The sequence below is a fragment of the Streptomyces sp. NPDC055078 genome (assembly GCF_053607985.1).
Window position 1 is genome coordinate 19278 of record NZ_JBSGUP010000009.1, and the last position, 19091, is coordinate 38368.

The following is a 19091-nucleotide window of genomic DNA, read 5'->3' on the forward strand; positions in this document are numbered from 1 at the left end:
AGCCACCGGCCGCGCGGGCCCATCTGAGACCGGGAGACGTGCATGCATCCCTCATCAGCCTTACCGCCACCGGAACTCGCGCCGTGCGTCGGGCGGTTCCGCCTCGACATCCCCAACAGCCGCGCCGCCGCCAAGCGAGCCCGCGACTGACTGACCGGGCCCCTGAACGCCTCGCACCCCCGCATCACCGACGACGTACTGCTGTGTCTGTCCGAGGCGGTCACCAACGCCCACCGCCACACCACCACCCCGAGAATCCGCGTCACCACCGTCGTCTCCGAACGCTCCGTACTCATCCACGTCCGTGACAACCGGCCGGCCCCGCTCCCACGGCCCGGCGAACCCCGCCCCGGCGCGGAGCACGGACGCGGCCTGATCCTCATCGACACCTGTGCCGACGCCTGGGGCGTCACCCTCCTCGGCGGACGCCACCCCACCGGAAAGGCGGTCTGGTTCACCCTGCTCGGCCACCGCGAGGGGGAGACTTGATGCCCCTCACTCTCCCCCTCACCCTGTGGGCCCTGGTCACAGCGCCGGTCGCGCTGCTCGCCATCGCCCACGCGATGAGGGGCTCGGTCCCGGCGGGAACGTCGCGACGCACTGGGACAAGGCGCGGAGCTGATCGGGGGTACCCTCCGCGCCGGACGGGCAGAGCATCGGTACGGACTGAAGACCGGAGGAATCCATGCAGGTCGCCCTGGTGTACCCGGAAGTCCTCGACCTGGCCCGGTTCAAGGAGAACCGGAAGGAGTTCCCGCCCTTCGGGGTGCTCTATCTCGCTGCGACCGCTGAAGCGGCAGGGCACGATGTGACGGTCGTCAAGGTCAGCAACGGGGATCACGTCAGAGACTTCACCGGCTTCGACGCGGTGGCCTTCACCATTCCGTCGTCGGCCACCTACGGCATCATCCGCGACTGCCGCAGGGAGAGCCGCTACGACCGTGATCCGCTGGTCATGGTCGGGGGAGTTCATCCGAACTTCTACCCCGAACAGACACTGAGTGACCTGGAACCGGATGTGGTCGGCATCGGAGAAGGCGAGGAGACCTTCCTCCAACTCCTCGAACACGGCCGGACCCGGCGCTTCGACGGCATTGCGGGCATCTGCCATCTGCGCCGGGGCACACCAGTCCGCACCTCGCCCAGGACCCTGCTCAAGAACATCGATGCTCTGCCTTTACCGGCGAGACACCTGCTGCCCGTCGATGACCTGGTGATGTCGGACCGGCTCTCCACCACCACTCTGCGCATGGCGCATGTCATGTTCAGCCGGGGATGCCCCTTCCCCTGCCGGTTCTGCGCGGCAGCCCAGACTCGTATCCAGTACCGCTCCGGCGCCGGCGCCCGCCTCGAACTCGTGGACATGATCGAGCGGTACGGCATTGAGGGCTTTGCGATCGTGGACGACAACTTCATCGTCAACCGGAACAAGGTCCGCGACATATGCACCAGCATCAAGTCCCTGGGTCTGAAGTGGTCGGCACTCTCCCGCGTGGACACCGTGAACGCCGACCTCCTCGGGGACATGGCCGCATCCGGATGCCTGGAAGTGAAGTACGGCATGGAGTCCGGCAGCCCGAAGATCCTCAAGGCCATGCGGAAGAACATCACCGCTGACCACGTCCGGCGGGCCGTGCATTGGAGCCGGGACGCCGGCATCGACGTCAAGTTGTTCCTCATCCACGGCTATCCCGGCGAAGACCTACAGACCACGGCCGAGACCATGGACCTGCTTGCCGAGCTCGCTCCGTACATCGAGCGCGTCTCCCTCTTCCGTTTCGTACCTCTGCCGGGTACCTACGTGTACGACCACCCCGACGAGTTTGACCTGCACGGCACCAGCAGCCAGCCGGGATGGGCAGGGGATTGGGGCCAGTACCACATCCATCACAACGACAAACATTGGTGGGGCACCGAGGATCAGTTCGCGGAAGTCCAGGCCGGGTACGAGCAGCTCGCGGCGATGGTCGGCGATCTGTGGCCGGACCGGCATCAGCTCCCGGCATCCGCCCCCGCAGACTGATCCGCTCCACTACGCTCGGACGCTCCTCGGGGCTCCGACAGCCACGGTCGCCCCAGAAGATCTCAGGAGCATCCGAGTTGACTGCTGCCGTGACGCTAACGGCCGCCGCCGAACGGTCGGCGGTCACAGCCAGGCATGGCTGGGGCAATGGCCCCGGCCCGACCGACCTGGGCCGACTCGCCGACGCACAGGCCGGGCTGCACTCGGCCCGGCTTCTGACGCCCTATGTCACCGCCCACACCCGTATCGAAGGCTTCCGTGCCGACCGGCTACGCGACGCGCTCTCGCCGGGCGGCACGCTGATCAAAGTGCGCTGCATGCGCCGCACCCTGCATCTGTGGCCCCTTGACCAGGCCGCCGATGCGCACGCGGCGACGCTGCGCCTGCGCCTCGGTGCCACGGCCGCAACCGCGCTCCGCCACGGCCTCGTCCGCGCCGACCTGGAACGGTGGGCCGAGCGGAGCGCCGAAGAACTGACCGGCGGACCGCTGGGGTACCGCGATCTTCAGGACCGCCTGGTCAAGCAGCACCCCCCGCCCGGGATCGAGGCAGCGCGGCTGGGCATCAAGTGGGCCTGGGAGTCGGGCGTCATCACCTGCCGTAACACCTCTGCCTCGCTGCACCGCGAAGCCCGGCAGTTCGCGCTCATCGAGCACGCCCATCCCGCACTCCGTCTGATCGGCACCGACCCGGCGGCGGCCACCGTCCGGCTCGTACGCCGATATCTGCGTGCCTACGGCCCCGTGGCCGAAGGTGATCTGCGATGGTGGTCCGGTCTCACCCGCGCGGAGATCACTCCGGCTCTGGCCGTGCTGCGTGACGAGATCGCCCCGGTCCGTGTCGAGGGCCTGCCGCACAGGCTGATGGCCCTGCGCGACGACGTGGACAGGCTGCGCGCCATGGAGCCACTGCCGGCGGACCATGTTCGGCTCCTCGCGTTCGAGGACCCCACGTTCAAGGGCTACTTCACCACCCGCGCCCGCTACCTCGATCCCGCGTACCTGATGCGTGCCTTCAACCCGATCGGCGAGGTACGGGCCGCCATCACCGTCGCGGGTCGTATCGTCGGAACCTGGGGCTGGGACAAGAGGACCCGTTCGGTCCACCACGAGGTCTTCACCCGGCCCTCGCGCGGCATCGGCAGCGCCATCCGGCTGCGGCTCGGGCAGGCCGAGGCGTTCCTGCGTACCGAACCATCTTGAGGCTCATTCACACGATCGGTGAAACGAGCCCGGAGCCACAGGGAACACGGCCATAATCGGGGCTTCCATCCGGTCCCATGAGAGAACTCCGATCACCGTGACCCCTCCCTCCACAGCCAGGCGTGAGCGCCACCGCCGCATCTGCGATGTCCACCTCGTGCTGATCCGCGACGCTCACGTGCTGCTGACCCTGCGCAAGGGCGGATACGCCGCCGGTCAGTGGCAGGTCCCCTCCGGGCATCTCGAAGCCGGGGAACCCACCGATGCCGGAACCGCCCGCGAAGGATGGGAGGAGATCGGCGTGCGGGTCGCCGCCGGTGAGCTGGAGTTCGCCCACTTCATCGACCACCGCGCGCCCGGCGAGGCCCCCCGGCTCGGCGTCTTCTACCGGGCGCACGCCTGGGAGGGCGAGCCATACAACGCGGAGCCCGACAAGTGCGGCGGTCTCGACTGGTTCCCGCTCGACGCGATTCCCGAGAAGACCGTTCCGTACCACGCCGCGGCCCTCGCCCACATCGCCGCCGGCCGCACCGGCTCCACGTTCGGCTGGGAACCGGCCCTCACAACACCGGCCGGGGCCGTATAGCGCGGAGGCTTCCCGGTCGGCGGGCAGGGCTCCATCGAAGCCCCGAGAGGTGTCCTCCCCGCCCCGCGCCGGACACCCCCGGGCCCCGGATCGCCACCACCGCCGCCCCCCGCCGTAGGCTCTCCCCATGACGACAGACGCGGTGTTCCCGGAGCCCGGACGGCAGATCCACAGCCATGACGAGCTGACGGACGAGCAGGCGGAGGCCGTTCTCACCATGCTCGCCGAGGCCGCGGCGACCGACGGGACGCAGGCCGTCTCGGAGCAGGGGCGGCTGCAGCTGCGCGGCGGAAAGCGGGAGGGCGTACGGCATTTCCTGCTGACCGTCGGCGGGGAGCTGATCGGGTACGGGCAGCTGGAGGACACCGACCCCGTCGAGGCGCCCGCCGCCGAACTGGTCGTCCACCCCTCGCACCGGGGCCGCGGCCACGGCCGGGCGCTCGGGAGCGCGCTGCTCGGGGCGTCGGGGAAGCGGCTGCGGGTGTGGGCGCACGGCGGGAAGTCCGCCGCGCGGCATCTGGCGCAGGTGCTCGGTCTCACGCTCTTCCGTGAGCTGCGGCAGCTACGGCGTCCGCTGAGCCCTCTCGGTATCGGCGAGCCGGTGTTCCCGCCCGGTGTCACCGTGCGCACCTTCGTCCCCGGGCAGGACGACGCCGCCTGGCTCGCGGTGAACGCCGCCGCGTTCGCCCACCACCCCGAGCAGGGCTCCCTCACCCAGCGGGACCTGGACGACCGCAAGAGCGAGCCGTGGTTCGACCCCGACGGCTTCTTCCTCGCCGAGCGCGGTGGCGAGCTGATCGGCTTCCACTGGACGAAGACGCACGCCGCCGAGCAGCTCGGCGAGGTGTACGTCGTCGGCATCCGGCCCGACGCCCAGGGCGGCGGCCTCGGCAAGGCCCTCACCGCGATCGGGCTGCGCCATCTCGCCGCGCAGGGGCTGCCGACCGCGATGCTGTACGTCGACGCCGACAACACGGCGGCCGTCACCGTCTACGAGCGGCTCGGCTTCACGACGTACGAGGTCGATCTGATGTACCGCACGGAGTCCTGAGTACGGCGGCCCTGGGCCGAGTCCGGGGCCGGGCACCCTCCGCGCCCCGGGGCTCGACACCCCGGGCCCCATCCCGGGCACGTACAGCTCCGGACCGTCACACACCGTGACGGCCGCACGCCCCGCCCGCCCCCGTATGTCATGTCGCCGTTACCGGCCATTCAGACGGCCTTGGCACCCTCACCCCATGCCGCCAGCCGTGCCCGCCTCCGCACCCTCCCCCTCCCCCGCGCCCGTACCCGTACCCGTACCCGTACCCGTAAGCGTCAATCTGCCCGGGAAGATCGATCCTGCTCTCTCCGACGCGCCGGTACCGCGTCCTACGCGGAACAATGGGAGCATGAGTCAGCAGCCCGCCGAGGTCTCGGTCCAGCACCCCCAGCCGTCCGTCGGTTCCATCGCCGCGCACCGCCCGCACACCGTCGCGGCCACCGTCTCCGACCTGGAGCCCGACCTCGACGCGGATCTCGACTCGTACGAGGAGGACTACAGCGGCACCGGGGCCGAGCTGCCCCAGGGGCGGTTCCTGGACCGGGAGCGCAGCTGGCTCGCGTTCAACGAACGGGTGCTGGAGCTGGCCGAGGACCCCGCGACCCCGCTGCTCGAACGGGCCAACTTCCTCGCGATCTTCGCGTCCAACCTGGACGAGTTCTTCATGGTCAGGGTCGCCGGACTCAAGCGCCGTATCGCCACCGGCGTCGCCACCAGGTCGGCGTCCGGCCTCCAGCCCCGCGAGGTGCTGGACCTGATCTGGAACCGGTCCCGGGAACTCATGGCCCGGCACGCCGCCACCTACCAGCAGGATGTCGCCCCGGCGCTGGCCGACGAGGGCATCCATCTCATCCGCTGGCCCGATCTGACCGAGAAGGAGCAGGCGCGGCTGTTCACGCTCTTCCGGCACCAGATCTTCCCGGTGCTCACTCCACTGGCCGTGGACCCGGCGCACCCCTTCCCGTATATCTCCGGCCTGTCGCTGAACCTCGCCGTCGTCGTACGCAACCCCGTCAGCGGCCACCGCCACTTCGCCCGGGTCAAGGTCCCCCCGCTGCTCTCCCGCTTCCTGGAGGCGTCCCCACAGAGGTACGTCCCGCTGGAGGACGTCATAGCGGCGCATCTGGAGGAGCTGTTCCCCGGCATGGAGGTGCTGGCGCACCATATGTTCCGGGTCACCAGGAACGAGGATCTGGAGGTCGAGGAGGACGACGCGGAGAATCTGCTCCAGGCCCTGGAGAAGGAGCTGATGCGGCGGCGCTTCGGGCCGCCCGTACGGCTGGAGGTGGAGGAGTCCATCGACCCGTACGTCCTCGATCTGCTGGTGCGCGAGCTGAAGATCACCGACTCCGAGGTGTATCCGCTGCCCGGACCGCTCGATCTGACCGGGCTCTTCGGCATCGCGGCCCTGGACCGGCCCGAGCTGAAGTACCAGAAGTTCATCGCCGGGACCCACCGCGACCTCGCCGAGGTCGAGTCGTCGTCGGCGCCGGACATCTTCATGGCCATGCGCGACCGGGACATCCTGCTGCACCACCCGTACGACAGCTTCTCCACCTCCGTCCAGGCGTTCCTGGAGCAGGCCGCCGGCGACCCCGACGTCCTCGCGATCAAGCAGACGCTGTACCGGACCTCCGGCGACTCCCCGATAGTCGACGCCCTCATCGACGCCGCCGAATCCGGTAAGCAGGTCCTCGTCCTGGTCGAGATCAAGGCCCGCTTCGACGAGCAGGCCAACATCAAGTGGGCCCGCAAACTGGAGGAGGCCGGCTGCCATGTCGTCTACGGGCTGGTCGGCCTCAAGACGCACTGCAAGCTGTCCCTGGTGGTCCGCCAGGAGGGTGAGACCCTGCGCCGCTACTCCCACGTCGGCACCGGCAACTACCACCCCAAGACCGCGCGGCTGTACGAGGACCTGGGCGTGCTGACCACGGACCCGCAGGTCGGGGCCGATCTGTCCGACCTGTTCAACCGGCTGTCGGGGTACTCGCGCCGCGAGACCTACCGCAGGCTGCTCGTCGCCCCCAAGTCGCTGCGCGACGGACTGGTCTCCCGGATAAACAAGGAGGCCGCGCACCATCGCGCCGGGCGGCCCGCCTACGTCCGTATCAAGGTCAACTCCATGGTGGACGAGGCCATCATCGACGCCTGCTACCGGGCCGCCATGGCGGGCGTGCCGGTGGACATCTGGGTACGCGGTATATGCGCCATCCGGCCGGGGGTCACCGGCCTCTCCGAGAATGTACGGGTGCGGTCCGTCCTCGGGCGCTTCCTCGAACACTCCCGGGTCTTCGCCTTCGGCAACGGCGGCGAGCCCGAGGTCTGGTTCGGCAGCGCCGACATGATGCACCGCAACCTCGACCGCCGTATCGAGGCGCTGGTACGGGTCACCGACCCGGCCCACCGCGCGGCTCTCACCCGCCTTCTGGAGACCGGTATGTCCGACTCCACGTCCTCCTGGCACCTGGGCCCGGACGGCGCCTGGACCCGTCATTCGACGGATCCGGAAGGCCAGCCGCTGCGCAATGTCCAGGAGATGCTCATTGACGCCCGGAGGCGAAGGCGTGCCCAGCCCTGAACTGTCCCGTGTCTCTCCGCCGCGCCCCGGGTCCTCTCCGCCGCGCCCCGGGTCCTGTCCGCCGCGGTCCTGTCCGCCGCGCCCCGGGCCCGATGAAGGACGGGGTGCGCTCGCGGACTATCTCCATGAGCGGGCGGGCGACTTCCTGCGCAGTCTGCGGCTGCACCGGGAGAGCGGGTCGGACACGGCCCGCGCCGCGGAGGCCGCCCGCCTGCTGCGGATCGCCTCCCGGCGCATCGGCGGAACGCTCCACACCTTCCGTCCGCTGCTCGACCCCGACTGGGCGGACGGACTGCGTACGGAACTGGCCTGGCTGTCCGGGACCCTCGCCCAGGAACACGCCTGCACCAGCCGGCTCACCCGACTCCTTGAGGCGCTGCCCCGGCTGTCGGGCGCGGCGGCCCTGCCGACGGCGCGCGGGGAGCTTCCCGCCGACGGGCGTGCGCGGACGCCGGGCGGCACGCTCACCGTGGGCGCCGCGCGCGCCGGGGCACTGCTTGAGCGGCAGCTCACCCTCGCCAAGGGCCGCGCGCACTCCGCGGCGCTCCAGGCCCTCGGCTCCGCCCGCTTCCACGCGGTCGCCGACGCCGTCGCCGTACTCGCCTCCGAGCTGCCGCCCGGCCCGCTCGCGGGCTCCCCGGCCGCCGACGCCCTGTTCCCGGCCTCGGCCGAGCAGGCGGAACGGCGGCTGCTGGAGGCGGTCGCCGTCCTGCCGCTGAGCCGCGCCGGGCATCCGTACAACGCGGACGCCCTGGTCCACGGCCTGGCCACCGCACCGGCCGAGGAGTCCCAGGACGCCCCCTGGCACCGGGTCCGCCAACTGCTGCGGCTGCACCGGTACGCCCTGGAGGTACGCGAGGTCCAGGACGGCACCGGGGCACCCACCGCCCCGGTCCTCGCCCGCGCGGGCCGCCTGCTCGACCGGCACCGGGACGCGGCGGAGGCCGCCGGCGCCGCGGCCACCGCCGCCCGCACCCCGAGGATCGCCCCCGCGACGGCGTACGCCCTGGGGGTGCTGCACGCCGATCAGCGCTACGAGGTCGAGGCGGCCCGGTTCGCGTTCCAGGAGATCTGGCCCGGCTCCCTCGCGGTACGGGCGGCCCGGCCGCCCGAGCGGATCACTGACGCCCGGCCGGTCGGAGGAGAGCGGTGACCGGGGGCGCCGGCGCGGGCGGCGCGGGCGCCACGGACGGCATAGGCAGCACGGACGGCATAGGCGGCGCGGACGGCACTGGCGGCACGGTCCTGGCGGCGGGGTGCGTCCTGTGGCGGCCCTCGCCGTACGGGGACGGGGGCATGGAGATCTGTCTCGTACACCGGCCGAAGTACGACGACTGGTCATTCCCGAAAGGAAAGCTGAAGCGCGGCGAGGACGCGCGCTCCGGCGCACTCCGCGAGGTGCTGGAGGAGACCGGTCACCACGGTGTTCTCGGCGTGCCGCTGCCCACCTCCCGCTACCTCGCCCATGGCCGTCCCAAGGAGGTCAGCTACTGGGCGGCCGAGGCGACGGCGGGGGCCTTCGCCCCGAGCGAGGAGGTGGACCGGATTCTGTGGCTTTCCCCCATCGCGGCGCGCAACCGGCTCACCCAGCCCCGGGACCGCTCGCTGATCGACGCACTGCTCGAAGCCCTCCACCCGTCCTGAACCCCGGCCCGCCGTCCCGGGCGACCGGCCCGGCCCAGCCGCCCCGCGTCACCGCGCCCCGGACAGCAACCCCCCGTCCACACGTTCCAAGCCACCTGTCACGGGCAGCCCACCCCACCCCCGCCCCGGTCCAGGGCCGCTCCCGATGGCGCTAAGGTCGCCCGGTCACCCGCACCCCTTGTGGCAATCGCGGGCGAGCCGCCCCCGTACGGACGACCTCCGGCAACGCCCCAGGCGGCAGCCCCGGAACGCGAGCGTCCATGTGCTCGGCGGTCTCTCGGGCCGTGGGCACTCAGCCGCCCGACACGGTTCACCTGCCGTTCACTCTCCCCCATGAGCCACTTCACCTGATCTGCCTAATTTCGGCCTTACGCGGTAATCGGCAAGCGGCCGACCGCCCACCGACCCCGACCCACGCCGCCACCCGGCGCCCGACCACGGTCAGCGCCCGGCGGCTCCTGGAAGGAACACCCGAAAGTGAAGCTTCAGCGCAGGAACGGGCTTCGCGCCACCGCCCTCGGCGCCCTCGCCGTCGCCGGCACCCTGGTCCTCACGGCATGTGGTTCGGACGACAACACCGAAGGCACCTCCGGCACCGGCGACAAGACCAGCGCCGCTTCGAACATCAAGTGCGACGGCGCCCAGGGCAAACTCCTCGCCTCCGGGTCCAGCGCACAGAAGAACGCCATGGACCTCTGGGTCAAGAACTACATGGCGGCCTGCTCGGGCGTGGAGATCAACTACAAGTCCTCCTCGTCCGGTGAGGGCATCGTCGCCTTCAACCAGGGCACGGTCGGCTTCGCCGGTTCCGACTCGGCGCTCAAGCCCGAGGAAGTCGCCGAGTCCAAGAAGATCTGCAAGAGCGGCCAGGGCATCAACCTGCCCATGGTCGGCGGTCCGATCGCGATCGGCTACAACCTCTCCGGCGTCGACGACCTGAGCCTGGACGCGCCCACCATCGCCAAGATCTTCAACGGCAAGATCAAGAAGTGGAACGACCCGGCGATCGCCAAGCTGAACGACGGCAAGTCCCTCCCGGACAAGGCGATCCAGGCATTCCACCGCTCCGAGGACTCCGGCACCACGCAGAACCTCGGCAAGTACCTGGGCGCCACCGCCGAGGCCGACTGGCCCTACGAGGCCGAGAAGAAGTGGCCGGCCCCCGGTGGCCAGGCCGCCTCCGGCTCCTCCGGTGTCGCCGCGCAGGTCAAGCAGGTCGACGGCGCGATCGGCTACTTCGAGCTGTCGTACGCGACCTCGCAGTCCATCCCGACCGTGAGCATCGACACCGGCGCCGCCGCCCCCGTCCAGGCCACCTCGGAGAACGCCTCCAAGGCGATCGCCGCGGCCAAGGTCAAGGGCACCGGCAAGGACCTCGCCCTGGAGCTGGACTACACGACCAAGGCGGAGGGCGCGTACCCGATCGTCCTGGTGACGTACGAGGTGGTCTGCGACACCGGCAACAAGCCGGAGACGCTGGAGACCGTGAAGTCCTTCCTGACCTACGCGGCGGGCGACGAGGGCCAGAAGGTCCTCTCGGGCGCCGGTTACGCCCCCATCCCGACCGAGATCAACGCCAAGGTCCGCGAGACCGTCGCGGGTCTGAAGTAACCGAGGGCAGGCGGACGGAGGGCCCGGCTCCCTGAGGCCCAACCCCCTCTGTCCGCCGCCCCCCTCGCTCTCTCACCCCTCACCCCCATCCGGTGCACCGCCGCCAGGGGAGCCGCCCGCCGGGAGACTCCCCCACACAGACCGGAAAGATCATGGCCTCCACCACACCCATGGACTCCCCTCCACCCACGCAGGCTCCGCCGATCGCCTCGAAGAGCACCTCCACCGGCCGCGCGGGCGACAAGATCTTCCTCGGTCTGTCGCGCGGCGCGGGCATTCTGCTCCTGGTGATCATGGCGTCGATCGCCGCGTTCCTCACCTACCGCGCCGCCATCGCGATCTCCAAGGACGAGGGCAACTTCCTCACCACCTTCGACTGGAACCCGGCCGGTGATCCGCCGGTCTTCGGTATCGCGGTCCTCCTCTTCGGCACGGTCGTCAGCTCGGTCATCGCGATGCTGATCGCCGTCCCGGTCGCGGTGGGCATCGCGCTGTTCATCTCGCACTACGCGCCGCGCCGGCTCGCCGCGCCCCTCGCGTATGTGGTCGATCTGCTGGCCGCCGTGCCGTCGATCATCTACGGCATCTGGGGCGCCCTCTTCCTCGTCCCGTATCTGGAGGGCCTGAACCTCTGGCTGGACGACGTCTTCGGCTGGACGTACCTCTTCGAGAAGACGGAGGTCGGCGTCGCCCGCTCGCTGTTCACCGTGGGCATCCTGCTGGCGATCATGATCCTGCCGATTGTGACGAGCGTCAGCCGCGAGGTGTTCCTCCAGGTCCCCCGTACGAATGAGGAAGCCGCCCTCGCGCTGGGCGCGACCCGCTGGGAGGTCATCCGGATGTCGGTCCTGCCGTTCGGCCGCTCCGGGGTGATCTCCGCCTCGATGCTGGGCCTGGGGCGGGCGCTCGGCGAGACGATGGCCGTGGCGACGGTCCTGTCCCCGAGCTTTGTCATCTCCCTGCATCTGCTCAACCCGGGCGGAGGCACCTTCGCCCAGAACATCGCGGCGAAGTTCGACGAGGCCAATGAACTGGGGCGCGACGCCCTGATCGCCTCCGGACTCGTCCTGTTCGTCCTGACCCTGCTGGTCAACGGCGCGGCGCGGCTGATCATCGCCCGCCGCAAGGAGTACTCGGGGGCCAACGCATGAGCCAGACAGCCATAAAGGACCGGCCCGTTCCCGTCCCGCCCGCCACCTCGTCCACCCTGCGCAGCCGTTCCCTGCCGCGCTGGTCGCCGCTCGGCTTCGCGGCCGGATCGGTGGCGCTGGGCTGTGGCCTGGGCGCGCTGGCCGGGTGGGAGAGCCGGACGCAGTGGGGCCTGGTCTCCGCCCTGTTCTTCGTGCTCATCTCGTACGTGGTGACCTCGGCCGTCGAGAACCGGCGGCAGGCCAAGGACCGGCTGGCCACCAGCGTGGTCTGGGTCTGCTTCATCCTGGCCGTGGTCCCGCTGTTCTCGCTGATCTGGGTGACGGTCAGCCGGGGCGCGAAAGCGCTCGACGGGTACTTCCTGACGCACTCGATGGCCGGAGTCCCCGGCTTCGAGGCGGGCGGCGGCGTCTACCACGCGATCATCGGCACCCTCCAGCAGGTCGGGCTCGCGACCGTGGTCTCGGTGCCGATCGGGCTGCTGACCGCGATCTATCTGGTCGAGTACGGGCAGGGCGCGCTGGCGAAGGCCGTGACCTTCTTCGTCGATGTGATGACGGGCATCCCGTCGATCGTCGCGGGCCTCTTCCTGCTCTCGATCATGCTGATGTTCGAGCTGAGCCCGTCGGGGCTGATGGGCGCGCTGGCCCTGGCGATCCTGATGATCCCCGTCGTGGTCCGCTCCACCGAGGAGATGCTCAAACTGGTCCCGAACGAGCTGCGCGAGGCGTCGCTCGCCCTCGGGGTGCCGAAGTGGCGCACGATCCTCAAGGTGGTCATCCCGACCGCGCTCGGCGGCATCACCACGGGTGTGATGCTCGCGATCGCGCGGATCGCCGGTGAGACCGCGCCGATCATGCTGCTGGTCTTCGGCAGCCAGCTGATCAACACCAATCCGTTCGACGGTGCGCAGTCGTCGCTCCCCTTCTATATCTGGGAGCAGTACCGCGTCGGCAGCGAGGCGTCGTACGACCGCGCCTGGGCCGCCGCTCTGGTCCTGATCGCCTTCGTCATGCTCCTCAACCTGGTGGCCCGCGGCATCGCCCGCTGGAAGGCCCCCAAGACCGGCCGCTGAGCGCGGCCTCCTGGAAGTGAACTGAACTCATGGCCAAGCGAATCGACATCAGCGGCCTGACCGCCTACTACGGCTCCCACAAGGCGATCGAGGACATCTCGATGACGGTGGAGCCCCGCTCGGTGACGGCTTTCATCGGCCCGTCCGGCTGCGGCAAGTCCACCTTCCTGCGCACCCTGAACCGGATGCACGAGGTCACGCCCGGTGGCCGCGTCGAGGGCAAGGTCCTGCTGGACGACGAGAATCTGTACGGGTCGAGCGTGGACCCGGTAGCCGTCCGCCGTACCGTCGGCATGGTCTTCCAGCGCCCGAACCCCTTCCCCACCATGTCGATCTTCGACAATGTGGCGGCCGGCCTGCGGCTGAACGGCTCGTACAAGAAGAACCGGCTCGCCGAGGTGGTCGAGAGGTCCCTGCGCGGGGCCAACCTGTGGAACGAGGTCAAGGACCGCCTCAACAAGCCCGGCTCCAGCCTCTCCGGCGGGCAGCAGCAGCGTCTGTGCATCGCCCGCGCGATCGCGGTCGAGCCGGATGTCCTGCTGATGGACGAGCCCTGCTCGGCGCTGGACCCGATCTCGACGCTCGCGATCGAGGATCTGATCGGCGAGCTGAAGGAGCGGTTCACCATCGTCATCGTCACCCACAACATGCAGCAGGCGGCCCGCGTCTCGGACCGTACGGCGTTCTTCAATCTGTCGGCCGTCGGCCTGCCCGGCCGGCTGATCGAGATAGACGACACCGAGCGCATCTTCGCCAACCCGTCGGTCCAGGCGACCGAGGACTACATCTCGGGCCGCTTCGGCTGAGCCGCGTCGGTTGGATCTTGCTGGGCTCATGGATGGCGCGGCCTGATCCATCAGCAGCGGCCTGAGCCCCCACCCACGTCCTGCGGTGCTGCATGGCGGTGCCACCGCAAGACACCGGGCCCGCCCCCTTCTTTCCCGGGGGGCGGGCCCGCGCCTGTCAGGTGTCGGCTGCGAACCAACCTTGCGACAAGCCGCCCGTACGACACCAAGCCGCGCAAAATCAGCCCGTCCGGCGATTGAGGACACCCCGCAGGGGTGCGCGACAGCCAACGCCGGACGCGGGCGCCTGCTGGGGCTCCGCCCCGAACCCCGCGCCTCAATCGCCGGCGAGGCTACATTTGCTGACCCGGACCCCAGCGCCTCAACCTCCCCAGAGCTTCGCCTGGGAGGTGCCCCCAGGCGAGGCTGACTTTCGGACCCGGGTGCGCACAACAAGCCCGTCCGGCGATTGAGGACACGACCGGAGGGCGTGCCCCGACGCGACGGGCACGCGCCCACCCACCGGTGGAGCCGACCCCGAGCGGCGGCCCCCCGGACCAAGGGCACCCCCAGGAGGCGCGACCCCGCGATCCCCGCCCCAGGCCGCCCGCCCAGGGCTAGCCGAACACCAGCCACACGACCCCATAACTCATCGCCGCCACCGCCCCCGCCGCCGGCATCGTGATGAACCACCCCAGCACGATGTTCTTCGCGACCCCCCACCGCACCGCGTTCACCCGCTTCGTCGCCCCCACACCCATGATCGCCGAGGTGATCACATGGGTCGTGGAGATCGGCGCGTGGAAGAGGAACGCGGAGCCGAACATGATCGACGCCCCCGTCGTCTCCGCGGCGAACCCCTGCGGCGGGTCCAGCTCGATGATCTTGCGGCCGAGCGTACGCATGATGCGCCAGCCGCCCGCGTACGTACCGAGGGACAGCATCACCGCACAGGCGATCTTCACCCAGATCGGGATGGCGTCGCCCTGGTTCTCGACATCCGCGATGACCAGGGCCATCACCACGATGCCCATCGTCTTCTGGGCGTCCTGGAGACCGTGCCCCAGCGCCATCGCCGCCGCCGAGACCGTCTGGGCTATCCGGAAGCCGCGCTTGGCCTTGCTCGGGTTGACCCGCCGGAAGAGCCACATGATCGCGACCATCACCAGATACCCGGCGATCAGCCCGACGAAGGGCGAGATGAACATCGGGATGACGACCTTCTCCAGCACCCCGGACCAGATCACCTCCGTACCGCCCGCCAGCGCGGCACCCACCATGCCGCCGAACAGCGCGTGCGACGAGGAGGAGGGGAGCCCGAAGTACCAGGTGACCAGGTTCCAGACGATCGCGCCGAGCAGCGCGGCGAAGAGGATGCCCATCCCCTTGCTGCCGTGCGGGGTCTCGATGAGGCCCTCGCTGACCGTCTTGGCGACGCTCTGGCCGAGAAACGCCCCCGCGAGGTTCATCACCGCGGCCATCGCCAGCGCCGCGCGCGGTGTCAGCGCCCTCGTGGAGACCGAGGTCGCGATCGCGTTCGCGGAGTCGTGGAAACCATTGGTGTAGGTGAAGCCGAGCGCGACACCGATGGTCACGATCAAGGCGAAGGTGTCCACGGGGTTCAGGACTCCTTGACCGCGATGGTCTCCACGGTGTTCGCGACATGTTCGAAGGCGTCGGCCGCCTCCTCCAGCACATCCACGATCTGTTTGAGCTTGAGGACCTCGATGGCGTCGTACTTGCCGTTGAAGAGCGTCGCGAGAAGCTTGCGGTGGATCTGGTCCGCCTGGTTCTCCAGCCGGTTGACCTCGATCCAGTACTCGGTGAGGTTGTCCATCGTCCGCAGATGCGGCATGGCCTCCGCCGTCAGTTCCGCCGCCCGCGCCAGTACCTCGATCTGCTGCTCGACCCCCTTGGGCAGCTCATCGATCTGATAGAGGACGACCAGGTCGACGGCCTCCTCCATGAAGTCCATGATGTCGTCGAGGGACGATGCGAGCTTGTAGATGTCCTCGCGGTCGAACGGTGTGATGAACGACGAGTTCAGCTGGTGGAAGATGGCATGGGTCGCGTCGTCTCCCGCGTGCTCCGCCGCCCGCATCCGCTCCGCGATCTCGGCCCGGGAGGAGGAATCGGCCCCGAGCAGTTCCATCAGGAGCTTGGAGCCCGTGACGATGTTGTCCGCGGACGCGGCGAACATGTCGTAGAAGCTCGTCTCCCTGGGGGTCAGGCGAAATCGCACGTGGAGTCCTCGGGATGCTCTGGATTCGGACAGGCTGATGCTAGGCGCATTCATCCGGCCACGGCCAACCGGCGTTCTTCAGTGTCGCCCATCGGGCACAGTGGTCAGCATGTGGCCCCGGCCCTTTCCGAAAGGATTCGGTACCATATACCCATGAGGGGTATCCGAGCCCCGATAGTGAACGCATCATTCTCGGACAAGTACGGCAGGACAAGTACGGCAGGATCAGCACGGCAGGATCAGCACGGCGACACAGGTACGGCAGAACAACGGGAGGACCCGATGACGACCACCGAGACGGCCGGCCCCCCGGTCACGGACACCACCACGGTCCCGGAAGCACCGGTCACGGATCACGACCGCGGCATTCACGGCTACCACAAGCAGAAGGACGAGCACCTCAAGCGGCTGCGCCGGATCGAGGGCCAGATCCGGGGCCTTCAGCGGATGGTCGATGAGGACGTCTACTGTATCGACATACTCACCCAGGTCTCCGCGTCGACGAAGGCGCTCCAGTCCTTCGCGCTCCAGCTGCTGGAGGAGCATCTGCGGCACTGTGTCGCCGACGCCGCGGTGAAGGGCGGCGACGAGGTCGACGCGAAGGTCGAGGAGGCGACGAAGGCCATCGCCCGACTGCTGCGCACCTGACGGATTCGCGCCGCCCGGGCCCCGACGGAGCCGGCCAGGCTCCCGGCGGCACCTCCCACGCATCAGCCCGGGCCGCGCACCCCCGCCGTCTCAGCCGCCTGAGCGCCTCAGCACCTGCCGGCGCATCCGCCGGCACGTCCGCCTGGGCCCCGAGCCCCTGCCGACACATACGCCCGCGCGTCGGCCGGCGCATCCGCCACTTCCATTCCCCGCGCCCTCCGCACGGACCGGGCGACCGTCCCCGGGCGACCGTCCCCGTACGACTGTCCCCGTACGGCCGTCCCCGGGCGACCGCCCCATGCGCTGCCCCGGGTGACCGCGTACGCGCCCCCGACGAGCCGCCCGCCCGTGCGCGGGGCGCACCGGCCCCCCGGGCATGGCGGGCACGGACCCTGAACCCGCGAGCCGCGCGCCGGAGCCTCCCGCACGCCCCGGGAACCGAGGCGTACGACCGGGGCACACGCTCACCCCGCTCCCGCACCGGATCACTCCCGGCGCAGGGACTCCGACCGCCGGACCAGACCCGACTGCCGCCGGGACATCTCCGCCCGCTCGGCCGCCACTTTCAGCACCTCGTCGATACGGTCCGGGCTCAGCCGGTCCCCGTCCGTGGCCGACGCCGCGATGATCAAATCGCCGCACAGCTCGATCTCGGCGAGGGCCACGTAGTCCTGGACCATCGTCGTACTGGGCGGAGCCACGTGCATTCACCTCTTCCTGCCGGTACCGACTTCCTAGCGTAGGGAGTGATGCACACACCGCGCATGGCACGTCCGGACCATTTAGCCCCTGATCCTCCCGGCAAAAATGTCCTCTTTGTCGGGCAGTCGTACGATCACGGGCGCTCCGAAGTCGTACAGCACCGTGGTCGAGGTGACCGTGACGGTACCCCTCCCATTGGTGAAGCTGAACCGGTGGCGCACCTTCCGCAACCGGCCTTCGTCATCGAGATACGCGTCGAACGGAACAGCGTCCCTGGCGAACCCTTTCGCCGCCGCCGCGAGCGCCGCCCGCGCATACGGCTCGGCGATGAGCGCCGCCCGCGCGATGTCCGCACTCCCCCGGTAGTGCCGCACCGCCTCGCCCGCGAACTTCTCCTCACCGACGAACGTCACCTCCCGCGCGCTGCGCAGCAACTCCGCCGCCGCGAGCGGATCGGTCGCGCCCCCGGTGACCAGATTCCCGTCCGCCAGGCCGGTCGTATCGATCCTCACCCACTTGTCGGCGGGCACCCCGGCCCCCCGGTTCTTCATATAGAGCGCCCCGGGCGTCATCAGCTCGGTGACCGGCCGGTGCTCCTCGACGCCCGAGGGATCCTTGGGCAGGACCACGGTCAGCCGCCCCATCCGGCGCACGAAGTCATAGCCGCCCTCCCCCTGGATCGTCACCCGCGTCCCGCCGGTGACCGTCTGCATCGAGGTACGCGCGCGGGCGCTGCCCGCCGCGAGCAGCCTGTCCGGCGCCGTGCGCACCAGCGCGTCCGCCGCCTGCGCCTGCGCCTGCGTCCGTACGGTACCGAGGCCCGGCGGCTCGTCGTCGGCGGAGCCCTCACCGCCGGAGGAACAACCACCGGCCGCCATCACACTCAGTACGGCCGCTGCGGTGACCGCCCCGCCCCTGCGCCTGTGCTGCTGCACCACCATCGTCTGCCTACCCCCATACACCGAGCCACTGCCGCTAGAAGAGACCTCCGCCCGCCTCCCCTAACGAGAACCCCGGCCCGCCGTCACGCGCGGGCGCTCGGGGCGCACAACCCCCAGTACCGTGGACCCGTGCTCCCGCGAGAACTCCCGGTACGCCCACCGGCGCCGCATCACACCTCCACCACCGAACGCGGTTCCTTCGCCATCGCCCGCTGCACCTGCGGCTGGACGGGCCCGGCCCGGCGGTCCCGGGAGCGGGCGCGCACGGACGCCCGGTCCCACACGACCGCTCCCGTGACCTGACCGGACGGCGCGCACCCGCCGGGATCTGGTTCCGCCCCCGTACGGCGCACTGAGGCGCCGGGCACCGGCGCACGCGCCCGGAACCGTCACCCGACTGAAGCGGCGGTACGACCCGGGCCCGGGTCTTCGACTTCCCGCAGGCGCTGTAGCTCCCGGGCGCGAGGCCCCTCGTACTCCCCCGCCGGCGGGCCGCATGGCCGCCCCTCACCCGGACGGAGGCGTCCGGATGGCCGCCGGGGTCCGCAGGCGGTGCCCTGGTTGCAGGGGCCGGGTCCGGACCCGTGTCCCCGCCCAGCGCTCACCCAGCGCTCACTCAGCGCCCACCCAGTTCCCGCCCAGTTCCCACCCAGTCAAGGACGCCTTCGTATGAATCGATCCACGAGCCGGGGCGGGCGAATAGCCGTGGCCTCCGCGACCACGGCACTCGCTCTCACCCTGCCGCTCGGCGGTGCCGCTTCCGCCGCCTCCGCCGCGAAAAGCGCGGCCGCCCTGCCCGCCGGTCCAGGGGGTTTCTCCAGAGCGATGCCCAGCGCATCGAAGCCGGAGGGGCCGATAGAGAG

18 protein-coding genes are annotated in these 19091 nt (G+C 70.1%); 14 read left to right on the top strand and 4 right to left on the bottom strand.

Going from position 1 to position 19091, the window contains the following annotated elements; translation table 11 throughout:
• Nucleotides 1-183: 183 nt before the first annotated feature.
• The 12 genes from ACWF94_RS01815 (at nucleotide 184) to pstB (ending at nucleotide 13716) form a co-directional block, all read left to right on the top strand.
• Nucleotides 184-489 carry an ATP-binding protein gene (locus ACWF94_RS01815; RefSeq protein ID WP_453483712.1) on the top strand — a complete coding sequence of 102 codons (306 nt, stop codon included), beginning with the start codon at nucleotides 184-186 and terminating at the stop codon, nucleotides 487-489.
• Between the two features lie 196 nt (nucleotides 490-685).
• Entirely contained in the window at nucleotides 686-2023 is a 1338-nt protein-coding gene (locus tag ACWF94_RS01820; RefSeq protein ID WP_453483682.1) for a B12-binding domain-containing radical SAM protein, read from the top strand.
• Between the two features lie 89 nt (nucleotides 2024-2112).
• Nucleotides 2113-3225: a DNA glycosylase AlkZ-like family protein gene (locus ACWF94_RS01825; RefSeq protein WP_453483683.1), complete on the top strand. Its 1113-nt coding sequence runs from the start codon at nucleotides 2113-2115 to the stop codon at nucleotides 3223-3225.
• Nucleotides 3226-3322: 97 nt separating this feature from the next.
• Nucleotides 3323-3811, top strand: coding sequence for an NUDIX hydrolase (locus tag ACWF94_RS01830; protein ID WP_453483685.1), 489 nt, complete (start codon nucleotides 3323-3325; stop codon nucleotides 3809-3811).
• Nucleotides 3812-3938: 127 nt separating this feature from the next.
• A complete protein-coding gene (mshD, locus tag ACWF94_RS01835; protein ID WP_453483687.1) occupies nucleotides 3939-4862 on the top strand; it encodes a mycothiol synthase in 924 nt (307 codons plus the stop codon).
• Nucleotides 4863-5202: 340 nt separating this feature from the next.
• The gene (locus ACWF94_RS01840) at nucleotides 5203-7431 is read left to right on the top strand and encodes an RNA degradosome polyphosphate kinase (protein ID WP_453483688.1); all 2229 of its coding nucleotides are present in this window, start codon (nucleotides 5203-5205) and stop codon (nucleotides 7429-7431) included.
• Nucleotides 7397-8584 carry a CHAD domain-containing protein gene (locus ACWF94_RS01845; RefSeq protein WP_453483690.1) on the top strand — a complete coding sequence of 396 codons (1188 nt, stop codon included), beginning with the start codon at nucleotides 7397-7399 and terminating at the stop codon, nucleotides 8582-8584. The genes ACWF94_RS01840 and ACWF94_RS01845 overlap by 35 nt, the downstream gene beginning before the upstream one ends.
• A 59-nt stretch (nucleotides 8585-8643) precedes the next feature.
• Complete coding sequence (locus tag ACWF94_RS01850) at nucleotides 8644-9075, top strand: NUDIX hydrolase (protein WP_453483713.1); 432 nt, start codon at nucleotides 8644-8646, stop codon at nucleotides 9073-9075.
• A 477-nt stretch (nucleotides 9076-9552) separates the two neighbouring features.
• Nucleotides 9553-10686, top strand: a complete 1134-nt coding sequence (gene pstS / locus ACWF94_RS01855) for a phosphate ABC transporter substrate-binding protein PstS (protein WP_453483692.1) — start codon at nucleotides 9553-9555, stop codon at nucleotides 10684-10686.
• Between the two features lie 152 nt (nucleotides 10687-10838).
• A complete protein-coding gene (pstC, locus tag ACWF94_RS01860) occupies nucleotides 10839-11837 on the top strand; it encodes a phosphate ABC transporter permease subunit PstC (RefSeq protein ID WP_453483694.1) in 999 nt (332 codons plus the stop codon).
• Entirely contained in the window at nucleotides 11834-12910 is a 1077-nt protein-coding gene (gene pstA, locus ACWF94_RS01865; protein ID WP_453483696.1) for a phosphate ABC transporter permease PstA, read from the top strand. Before pstC ends, pstA begins: the two co-directional genes overlap by 4 nt.
• Before the next feature lie 29 nt (nucleotides 12911-12939).
• Nucleotides 12940-13716: a phosphate ABC transporter ATP-binding protein PstB gene (gene pstB, locus ACWF94_RS01870; RefSeq protein WP_453483698.1), complete on the top strand. Its 777-nt coding sequence runs from the start codon at nucleotides 12940-12942 to the stop codon at nucleotides 13714-13716.
• A 596-nt stretch (nucleotides 13717-14312) separates the two neighbouring features.
• Here the strand turns inward: pstB and ACWF94_RS01875 are convergent.
• Both ACWF94_RS01875 and ACWF94_RS01880 read right to left on the bottom strand, forming a co-directional pair.
• The gene (locus tag ACWF94_RS01875; protein WP_453483700.1) at nucleotides 14313-15311 is read right to left on the bottom strand and encodes an anion permease; all 999 of its coding nucleotides are present in this window, start codon (nucleotides 15309-15311) and stop codon (nucleotides 14313-14315) included.
• 5 nt (nucleotides 15312-15316) lie between these two features.
• Complete coding sequence (locus tag ACWF94_RS01880; RefSeq protein WP_453483701.1) at nucleotides 15317-15937, bottom strand: DUF47 domain-containing protein; 621 nt, start codon at nucleotides 15935-15937, stop codon at nucleotides 15317-15319.
• A 282-nt stretch (nucleotides 15938-16219) separates the two neighbouring features.
• Here ACWF94_RS01880 and ACWF94_RS01885 point away from each other — a divergent pair, with 282 nt between their 5' ends.
• The gene (locus ACWF94_RS01885; protein ID WP_453483703.1) at nucleotides 16220-16585 is read left to right on the top strand and encodes a metal-sensitive transcriptional regulator; all 366 of its coding nucleotides are present in this window, start codon (nucleotides 16220-16222) and stop codon (nucleotides 16583-16585) included.
• A gap of 485 nt (nucleotides 16586-17070) precedes the next feature.
• Here ACWF94_RS01885 and ACWF94_RS01890 read toward each other — a convergent pair whose 3' ends face one another.
• Both ACWF94_RS01890 and ACWF94_RS01895 read right to left on the bottom strand, forming a co-directional pair.
• Nucleotides 17071-17292 carry a hypothetical protein gene (locus ACWF94_RS01890; protein WP_453483705.1) on the bottom strand — a complete coding sequence of 74 codons (222 nt, stop codon included), beginning with the start codon at nucleotides 17290-17292 and terminating at the stop codon, nucleotides 17071-17073.
• 75 nt (nucleotides 17293-17367) lie between these two features.
• Nucleotides 17368-18228 (bottom strand): hypothetical protein, encoded by an 861-nt coding sequence (locus ACWF94_RS01895; protein WP_453483706.1) that lies wholly within the window; start codon nucleotides 18226-18228, stop codon nucleotides 17368-17370.
• Nucleotides 18229-18897: 669 nt separating this feature from the next.
• On the opposite strand from ACWF94_RS01895, the gene ACWF94_RS01900 reads away from it, so the two are divergent.
• The coding region (locus ACWF94_RS01900; RefSeq protein WP_453483708.1) for a hypothetical protein at nucleotides 18898-19091 on the top strand (194 nt) is incomplete at its 3' end.

Bases quoted from the DNA above. Each gene is read 5' to 3' on its own strand.
- ACWF94_RS01820 (WP_453483682.1), top strand. From the start codon at position 686: ATGCAGGTCGCCCTGGTGTACCCGGAAGTCCTCGACCTGGCCCGGTTC.
- mshD (WP_453483687.1), top strand. From the start codon at position 3,939: ATGACGACAGACGCGGTGTTCCCGGAGCCCGGACGGCAGATCCACAGC.
- ACWF94_RS01840 (WP_453483688.1), top strand. From the start codon at position 5,203: ATGAGTCAGCAGCCCGCCGAGGTCTCGGTCCAGCACCCCCAGCCGTCC.
- pstC (WP_453483694.1), top strand. From the start codon at position 10,839: ATGGCCTCCACCACACCCATGGACTCCCCTCCACCCACGCAGGCTCCG.
- pstA (WP_453483696.1), top strand. From the start codon at position 11,834: ATGAGCCAGACAGCCATAAAGGACCGGCCCGTTCCCGTCCCGCCCGCC.
- pstB (WP_453483698.1), top strand. From the start codon at position 12,940: ATGGCCAAGCGAATCGACATCAGCGGCCTGACCGCCTACTACGGCTCC.
- ACWF94_RS01885 (WP_453483703.1), top strand. From the start codon at position 16,220: ATGACGACCACCGAGACGGCCGGCCCCCCGGTCACGGACACCACCACG.
- ACWF94_RS01890 (WP_453483705.1), bottom strand. From the start codon at position 17,292: ATGCACGTGGCTCCGCCCAGTACGACGATGGTCCAGGACTACGTGGCC.
- ACWF94_RS01895 (WP_453483706.1), bottom strand. From the start codon at position 18,228: ATGGTGGTGCAGCAGCACAGGCGCAGGGGCGGGGCGGTCACCGCAGCG.